The sequence below is a fragment of the Cobetia sp. genome (assembly GCF_983723665.1).
In genome coordinates this window covers 1-7,579 of record NZ_CFDJES010000024.1, presented here as the reverse complement: position 1 = coordinate 7,579, position 7,579 = coordinate 1, and the positions used below count along the sequence as shown (strand labels likewise).

Genomic DNA, 7,579 nt, shown 5'->3' with positions numbered 1-7,579 from the left:
CGCGACGGAGGCCGCCTCGTTCTCGCCCCGGGCGCCCGCGCTCAGTCTGACGGTGCACGATGTCGGGCAGGGGCTGGCGCTGTCGCTGCACAGTCATCTGGCGTCGAGCGCGAGTGACTCGACAGGCGCGTCACGGCAGGTGCCGAGGCACTGGCGTTACGACCTGGGGGCGGCGTCGCGCAATGCCAGCGCCCGCTTGCCGGGAGCAATGCCCGTGGCGGGAGAGCCTATCGGCGTGATCATGAGTCACGGGGATGGCGATCACGCCGGTGGACTGCAGGCGCTGTCTGCCGAGGAGATCGCCGCCCTGTGGGTGCCGGCCGGGCAGCGGGCGCGGCTGGAGCATCAGGTAAGCTGGCTCGATGAGGTGGCGATGCGGGAGTGTGTCGCCGGGCGCAGCATCACCCTCGGTGAGCTGCAGGGCCACCCCGTGCGCCTTGAGATGCTGTGGCCGCCAGCAGGGTTGAAGACCCGACGTGACAACGCGCACTCCTGTGTGGTCTTGATAGCACATGGCGCGCGCCCGCTGGCGTTGCTGGCCGGCGATATCGGCCAGCAGCAGGAGCGCGAGTTGCAGGCGACGCTGCGCCAGCGCCTGGCCGGGCGCGGCTTGCCGTTGCTGGTGGTCGCACATCACGGCAGCCGCTCCAGCAGTGGTGATGCCTGGCTCGAGAGCCTGGCGGCGCGTCACGCGATTGTCAGCGCCGGTCGCTACAATCCGCATGGTCATCCGCATCCGGACGTGGTGGAGCGTCTGGCGCGTCATGTCGAGTGTCTCTGGCATGTCGGGCTGGATGGTGCCTTGCACTGGGAGTGGTCGCCGCAGGGGGAGCGGCTGCAACCAGCGCGCAGGGCTGGCGGTATCGGAGTGAGGTGCCTTGGGGTAAAATCCGCTGAATGATCAGATGCATGGCGGATTCATACGGCCTGCGCGACAGGGATGGCGCGTGACATCTGACACGACAACAATGGTGCCCGCAGAGGCATCGAGACCAAGGGAGAGGTCACATGCTGGAAGCCTTGTACGCAGGGGGAGTCTTGATGCTCCCCATCCTCGGATGTTCCGTCGTGGCACTGGCCATCATCCTCGAGCGCCTGTGGACGCTGCGTCGTCGACGCATCGCGCCGAAGGGTCTGGGACAGCAGGTGTGTGAACTGATCAGCCAGGGACAGGTCAATGTCTACTGGCTGGAGAGTCATTCGCCGCTGGGCAACGTGCTGGCGGCGGGGCTGCGCAATGCGCGCCTGGGCAATGAGCAGGTACGCGCGCGCATGCAGGAGTCGGCCGTGGCCGTCATCCATGACATGGAACGCTTCCTGAGTCCGCTGGGCACCATCGCCGCCATCACGCCGCTTTTGGGGCTGCTGGGCACGGTGGTCGGCATGATCGACGTCTTCGCCGTGATCGTCGATGCGGGCAGCGCCGAGCGCGCCCAGGAGCTGGCCGGCGGGATTTCCCAGGCGCTGGTGACGACGGCGTCCGGCTTGACGGTGGCGATTCCGGCACTGATGTTCCATCGCTATTTCCAGCGCTGTGTCGAGGACATCACCGTCAACATGGAGGAGCAGGCAGGGCAGGTGGTGGAATATATCTCGCACCATCAGGGCGAGCTCGGGCTGGCCGAGAGCCATGACGGCATCGACCGTCGCCCGGGCCAGCGCCCCGGCCAGGTGCCGGAGCCCCATGAGCGCCTGCCGGAAGACCTGCCGGCCTACATGCGTCGTGACGCCGATGACCCCTATGGTGGCGATGATGGCAAGGGGGCAGGTGCCGGGAGGCCGTCATGAGGTTTCCGCGTCGCCAGCGTGAGTCGGTGGAGGTCAATCTCACCCCGCTGATCGACGTGGTGTTTCTGCTGCTGATCTTCTTCATGGTCTCGACGACCTTCGATAGCCGTCGAGCGCTGGACCTCATCCTGCCGCAGTCCAGTCAGGCCAGCGCGGTAGAGCAGGCGCCCTTGATCCTGAGCATCGGGGCGGCAGGTGATTTTACGCTCGGCGAGGCAAGCCTCGGCGAGGATGAACTGGGAGCGCAGCTTGCGCAGTACAAGGACCAGGCAGATCGCTTCGGGTTGATCCTCGAAGCCGATGGCCGCACGCCCCACGCCAAGGTGGTCACGGCGCTGGACGCCGCCGCTGAAGTGGGTATCACCCGTGTGCGCATCAGTACGCGTATCGGGACGGAATCATCATCACCGGATGCCCCATGAGGGCGCCGCCCAAGTCTATGGAGACCCCGTGAGTCGCGACTCCACCTGGATTCATTACCGCCGCTTGCTCGGCTATGTTCGCCCGTACTGGAAGATGTTTCTGGCCGCCGTCGTCGGCTACATCATCTACGGTGCCTCGAGTACGGCGCTGGCCGAGATGATGAAGCGCCTGATCGACGGCATTCAGAATCCTGACGCCCAGTTCAGACTGTTCCTGCCGCTGTTCGTGATCGGCATGTTCGCCGTGCGCGGCGTCGGCACCTTCCTGGGCACCTACTGCATGAGTGATGTGGCGCGCAACGTGGTCCACACCCTGCGCACCACGGTGTTCAACCACATGCTGCACTTGCCGGGGCGCTATTTCGACGAGAACTCCACCGGCCATCTCATCACGCGCGTCACCTACCATGTCGAGCAGATCACCGGCGCGGCCACCAAGGCGCTGACCATCATCCTGCGCGAAGGCTTCTTCGTGCTCGGCCTGCTGGGCTATCTGTTCTGGACCAACTGGAAGCTGACGCTGGTGTTCATCGCCGTCACGCCGCTGATCGGCTGGGTGGTCAGCTATGCCAGCAAGCGCTTCCGCAAGCTCTCCAAGCGTATCCAGGGCTCGATGGGCGAGGTGACCCACGTGGCCTCCGAGGCGCTGTCCGGCCATCGTGTCGTGCGTACCCACGGTGCCGAGGATTACGAGAAGGCACGCTTCGCGGCGGTCAGTGAGTACAACCGCGAGCAGAAGATGAAGGAAGCGCTGACCAAGGCCACCGCCACGCCGGTCATCCAGCTGTTGATCGCCGTGGCGCTGGCCACGCTGGTGTGGCTGGCGATGGCGCCGGAACTGATGGCCGGCATGAGCGCCGGTGAGTTCGTCGGCTTCATCACCGCCGCCTCGATGATGGCCAAGCCGGTGCGCCAGTTGACCGAAGTCAACGGCGAGATCCAGAAGGGCATGGCGGCCTCGGAAGAACTGTTCGGCCTGCTGGATACGCCGGCAGAGCCGGACAACGGCACCCTGGTGCCTGAGGGTCGCCTCGAGGGCCGTGTGCGCTTCGACAATGTCCACTTCCGCTATGCAGACCATCAGCCGGAGGTGCTCAAGGGCATCGATCTGGAGGTGAAGCCGGGGCAGATGGTCGCCATCGTCGGGCGTTCGGGGTCGGGCAAGTCGACATTGATGAGCCTGTTGCCGCGCTTCTACGCGCCGACCACCGGCCGCATCCTGATCGATGATGTCGCCATCGAGGACTACAAGCTGCGCCCGATGCGTCAGCAGATCGCGCTGGTCTCGCAGAATGTCACCCTGTTCAATGCCGACCTGACCGCCAACATCGCCTACGGCACCGGTGAGGTCGACAAGGCACGGGTGGAAGAGGCGGCGCGCGCGGCCTATGCCCACGAATTCATCGAGCGCATGAGCGAAGGCTACGACACCATCGTCGGCGACAATGGCGTGATGCTCTCCGGTGGTCAGCGCCAGCGTATCGCCATCGCGCGTGCCATCTACAAGGACTCGCCGATCCTGGTGCTGGATGAGGCCACCTCGGCGCTGGATACCGAATCCGAACGCTATATCCAGCGCGCGCTGGAGGAAGTGTGTCAGGGCCGTACGACCTTCGTGATCGCCCACCGTCTGTCCACCATCGAGAAGGCGGACCGCATCCTGGTGATGGATGATGGCGAGATCATCGAAGACGGCACCCACGAATCATTGATTGCTCAGGAAGGTGCTTATGCCGCGCTGCATCGCATCCAGTTCCGGGAGACGGCAGACGCATGAGTGAACGACTGGTAGACGCCTGGTATCGCGGCGCCGGCTGGCTTCATCTGCTGCGCCCGCTGGAACATGTCTACAAGAATGTGGTGGCGCGCAAGCGCAATGCCTATCTCACCGGCAAGCGTGAGGTCTGGAAGGCGCCGGTGCCGGTGATCGTGATCGGCAACATCACCGTCGGTGGTACCGGCAAGTCGCCGCTGGTCGCCTGGCTGGGGCGCTGGTTGAGCGAGCAGGGCTGGCGCCCGGGCATCATCTCGCGCGGCTACGGTGGGCATTCGCCGCGCTATCCCCTCTACGTGCAGGCCGATACCGATCCTCAGCATGCCGGCGATGAGCCGGTGATGCTGGCTCAGCAGACGGGCCTGCCGGTGGCGGTCGATCCGGATCGCCCAAGCGCGGCGCGGCGCCTGATTGCCGCCGGCTGCGACATTCTGCTCTCCGATGACGGTCTGCAGCATCATGCGCTGGGGCGCGATATCGAGCTGGTGGTCGTGGACGGTGAGCGTGCCTTCGGCAATCAGCGTTGCCTGCCCGCCGGGCCGCTGCGCGAGCCGTTGTCGCGCCTCGCCAGTGTCGATGCGGTGATCTCCAACGGTGTCATCGACTGCTCGCGCCTGCCGGTGGAATCGCATTGCATGAAGCTGACGCCGGTCCACTGGCGCCACCTGATCGACGACGTGCGCTATCCTGCCCACCAGCTGCCGTTCAGCGGTCAGGTGCATGCGTTGGCCGGTATCGGCAATCCGCAGCGCTTCTTCCGCACCCTGACCAACCTCGGGGTCGAGCATCTGCCGCGTCCGCTGGCGGACCACCATCGCTTCACGCCGACGGATCTGCGCTTTTCCGACAATCTGCCCGTGGTGATGACCGCCAAGGACGCCGTCAAGTGTCGCAGCTTCGCCAATGAGCGCTGCTGGGCGCTGGATGTCGAGGCGCGTCCGGACCAGGCGCTGGTAGACTGGCTCGCCAAACGCCTTGAGGCGCTCTGAGTGCTTGATCGCTGAATTTTCTTTCTTTTCTGCTGTTATTCCGGAGATGTCTCGATGGACAAGGAACTGCTCGCGCTACTGGTTTGCCCGCTGTGTCAGGCCAAGCTGACCTATGATGCGGCGAATGCCGAGCTCAAGTGCTTCTACGATGGCCTCGCCTATCCGGTACGCGACGGCATTCCCGTCATGCTGGAAGAAGAAGCGCGCCAGATGGATGCCGACGAGAAGCTCAAGGGGAGCCGCGGCTGATGAGTGACCTTCTGCAGCAGGGGCAGGCAGACGACAGCCGTTCAGAGGGCGAGTCCGGCTTCGTGGTCGTGATTCCGGCGCGCTTCAACTCCTCACGCCTGCCGGGCAAGCCCCTGGCGGACATTCATGGCCAGCCGATGATCGAGCACGTCTGGCGCAATGCCTGTGCCAGTCAGGCCAGTCGGGTCGTGATCGCCACCGATGACGAGCGCATCCGTGAGGCCTGTGAAGGCTTCGGGGCCGAGGTGGTGATGACGCGTGCCGATCACCCCAGCGGGACAGACCGCCTTGCCGAGGTGGTCACGCTGCTGGCGCTGGCCCCCGAGACCCTGGTGGTCAACGTCCAGGGCGACGAGCCGCTGCTGCCGGCGGCGCTGATCGATCAGGTGGCGGTGCGTCTCGAGGAAGACGAGGGCGCCTCGATCGCCACCCTGGCGGAGTCGATCGCCAGCGTCGACAGCCTGTTCAATCCCAATGTGGTCAAGGTGGTGCGTGACCTGCGTGGGCGTGCCCTGTACTTCTCGCGCGCGCCTATCCCGTGGGACCGCGAGCACTTCACCACGCCGCCGGACATGCTGGCCACCGATTCCTGGCTGCGCCATATCGGTCTCTACGCCTACCGTGCCAGCTTCCTGACCGATTACGTCGACTGGCTGCCGGCCCCGCTGGAGCAGCTCGAACAGCTCGAACAGCTGCGCGCGCTGCATCATGGTCATGCCATCCAGGTGGCCATTGCCTGCACGGCGCATCCGGCCGGTGTCGATACGCCGGAGGATCTCGAGCGCGTGCGCGACTGGCTGGCGCAAGCAGCGGCAGGCAGCGAGAGCGGAGAGGCCTGATGAGCGAGCTTCTTGAGCAACTGGCCCAGCGTCAGGCGCCATTGGAGCGCATCCTGATGGTGTGCCTGGGCAATATCTGCCGCTCACCGAGTGCCGAAGGTGTGTTGCGTGCGGCTTTGACGCGCCATGGTCTGGATCAGGTCATCACGGTGGACAGTTGCGGCACCAGTGACTGGCATGTCGGCGGTCAGCCTGACTCGCGGGCCATCGCCCATGCGGCCAAGCGCGGACACGACATCAGCACGCTGCGTGCCCGTCAGTTGTGCGAGCAGGACTTTCACGACTTCGATCTGATTCTGGTGATGGACGACGCCAATCTTGCCGATACCCGTGCCTTGGCTGCACGCAGCAACAGTGGCGATCAGGCGCTGATCGGTCGCCTGCTGGACCTGCTGCCGATCCCGCTGCCCGCGCTGGCAGCGGGAAGTCGTGAGGTGCCGGACCCCTACACCGGAGGCCCCGATGCCTTCGAGCGTGTGCTGGATCTGATCGATGTGGCCTGTGAGGCACTCATTGCGGCACTGCCTGCGGCGACCACGGCGCGGGCACGCTCATGACTCCGGTATCCACTGATCAGAACGCTGGCGACACCTCGCAACGTGAGGGGGTGGCGCTGGATGGCTGCAATACGCTGGGCTTCTCGGCGCGCGCCCGCGCCCTGAGCGAGCCACACACCGTCGAGGCGGCCAGGGCACAGGTGCTGGCCTCCCGGCAGGCTGGAGAGCGTCTGGTGGTGATCGGCGGCGGCAGCAATCTGGTATTGCTGCCGTGGCTGGATGCCCATGTCATGCGTCCGGCCTTTGACGAGGTCACCATCACGCCGGCAGAAGACGGCCTGACAGCCACGGTCTGCGTCGAAGCCGGCAAGCGCTGGCATGCCCTGGTGATGGAGCTGGCCGCCGCCGGCTGGTGGGGCTATGAAAATCTGGCGCTGATTCCCGGTTGCTGCGGTGCGGCGCCTATCCAGAATATCGGCGCCTATGGCGTCGAGCTGGCAGACCATCTGCTGCGCCTGGAAGTCATGTCGCTGGAAGATGGCAGCTGCCGCTGGATGAATCGCGAGGAATGCGGTTTCGGCTATCGCGACAGCATCTTCAAGGGCGCGCTTGAGCATCGTGTGCTGATCACGCGCCTGGAGTTGCAGGTGTCGCGCCAGGCGTCGCCCCGGCTCGGTTATGGTGATCTCGCCCAGCGCGTCAGTGCGGCGTTGCCGCAAGGGGAGGAGGTGACGCCGTTGCAGGTCGCCCAGGCGGTGATTGCCACGCGCAGTGAGAAGTTGCCCGACCCCGCACAACTGGGCAATGCCGGCAGTTTCTTCAAGAATCCACAGCTTCCCCAGGCTGAGGCCCAGGCGCTGCTGACCCGCTTCCCGAGCTTGCCGCATTACCCGCAGGCCGATGGCAGCATCAAGCTGGCAGCAGGCTGGCTGATCGATCAATGTGGTCTCAAGGGCGCGCGCAGAGGCCATGTCGGCGTGCATGCTCAGCAGGCGCTGGTGCTGGTGCACTTCGGCGAGGG

Annotated in this window: 9 protein-coding genes; all 9 read left to right on the top strand. The window is 65.3% G+C overall.

The genetic code is table 11. The features are described 5' to 3' along the window. On the top strand, positions 1 to 901 hold a 901-nt coding region (locus AC4FAH_RS04215; protein ID WP_490245680.1), incomplete at its 5' end, for a ComEC/Rec2 family competence protein. 107 nt (positions 902 to 1,008) lie between these two features. Continuing rightward, positions 1,009 to 1,788 carry a MotA/TolQ/ExbB proton channel family protein gene (locus AC4FAH_RS04210; protein ID WP_082388116.1) on the top strand — a complete coding sequence of 260 codons (780 nt, stop codon included), beginning with the start codon at positions 1,009 to 1,011 and terminating at the stop codon, positions 1,786 to 1,788. Beyond that, entirely contained in the window at positions 1,785 to 2,210 is a 426-nt protein-coding gene (locus tag AC4FAH_RS04205; RefSeq protein ID WP_153635253.1) for an ExbD/TolR family protein, read from the top strand. The genes AC4FAH_RS04210 and AC4FAH_RS04205 overlap by 4 nt, the downstream gene beginning before the upstream one ends. A 28-nt stretch (positions 2,211 to 2,238) precedes the next feature. Continuing rightward, complete coding sequence (gene msbA, locus AC4FAH_RS04200) at positions 2,239 to 3,987, top strand: lipid A export permease/ATP-binding protein MsbA (protein ID WP_225347686.1); 1,749 nt, start codon at positions 2,239 to 2,241, stop codon at positions 3,985 to 3,987. Continuing rightward, positions 3,984 to 4,973, top strand: coding sequence for a tetraacyldisaccharide 4'-kinase (gene lpxK, locus AC4FAH_RS04195; protein WP_054555010.1), 990 nt, complete (start codon positions 3,984 to 3,986; stop codon positions 4,971 to 4,973). Before msbA ends, lpxK begins: the two co-directional genes overlap by 4 nt. A gap of 54 nt (positions 4,974 to 5,027) precedes the next feature. Further along, positions 5,028 to 5,222 carry a Trm112 family protein gene (locus AC4FAH_RS04190; protein ID WP_043331901.1) on the top strand — a complete coding sequence of 65 codons (195 nt, stop codon included), beginning with the start codon at positions 5,028 to 5,030 and terminating at the stop codon, positions 5,220 to 5,222. Further along, the gene (gene kdsB / locus AC4FAH_RS04185) at positions 5,222 to 6,061 is read left to right on the top strand and encodes a 3-deoxy-manno-octulosonate cytidylyltransferase (protein WP_153635254.1); all 840 of its coding nucleotides are present in this window, start codon (positions 5,222 to 5,224) and stop codon (positions 6,059 to 6,061) included. Before AC4FAH_RS04190 ends, kdsB begins: the two co-directional genes overlap by 1 nt. After that, on the top strand, positions 6,061 to 6,618 hold the full coding sequence (locus AC4FAH_RS04180) for a low molecular weight protein-tyrosine-phosphatase (protein WP_153635255.1): 558 nt from the start codon (positions 6,061 to 6,063) through the stop codon (positions 6,616 to 6,618). Before kdsB ends, AC4FAH_RS04180 begins: the two co-directional genes overlap by 1 nt. Then, the coding region (murB, locus tag AC4FAH_RS04175) for a UDP-N-acetylmuramate dehydrogenase (protein WP_490245679.1) at positions 6,615 to 7,579 on the top strand (965 nt) is incomplete at its 3' end. The genes AC4FAH_RS04180 and murB, both read left to right, overlap by 4 nt.

Coding starts and splice junctions, on each gene's coding strand:
- AC4FAH_RS04190 (WP_043331901.1), top strand. CDS start 5,028: ATGGACAAGGAACTGCTCGCGCTACTGGTTTGCCCGCTGTGTCAGGCC.
- AC4FAH_RS04205 (WP_153635253.1), top strand. CDS start 1,785: ATGAGGTTTCCGCGTCGCCAGCGTGAGTCGGTGGAGGTCAATCTCACC.
- AC4FAH_RS04210 (WP_082388116.1), top strand. CDS start 1,009: ATGCTGGAAGCCTTGTACGCAGGGGGAGTCTTGATGCTCCCCATCCTC.
- AC4FAH_RS04180 (WP_153635255.1), top strand. CDS start 6,061: ATGAGCGAGCTTCTTGAGCAACTGGCCCAGCGTCAGGCGCCATTGGAG.
- kdsB (WP_153635254.1), top strand. CDS start 5,222: ATGAGTGACCTTCTGCAGCAGGGGCAGGCAGACGACAGCCGTTCAGAG.
- lpxK (WP_054555010.1), top strand. CDS start 3,984: ATGAGTGAACGACTGGTAGACGCCTGGTATCGCGGCGCCGGCTGGCTT.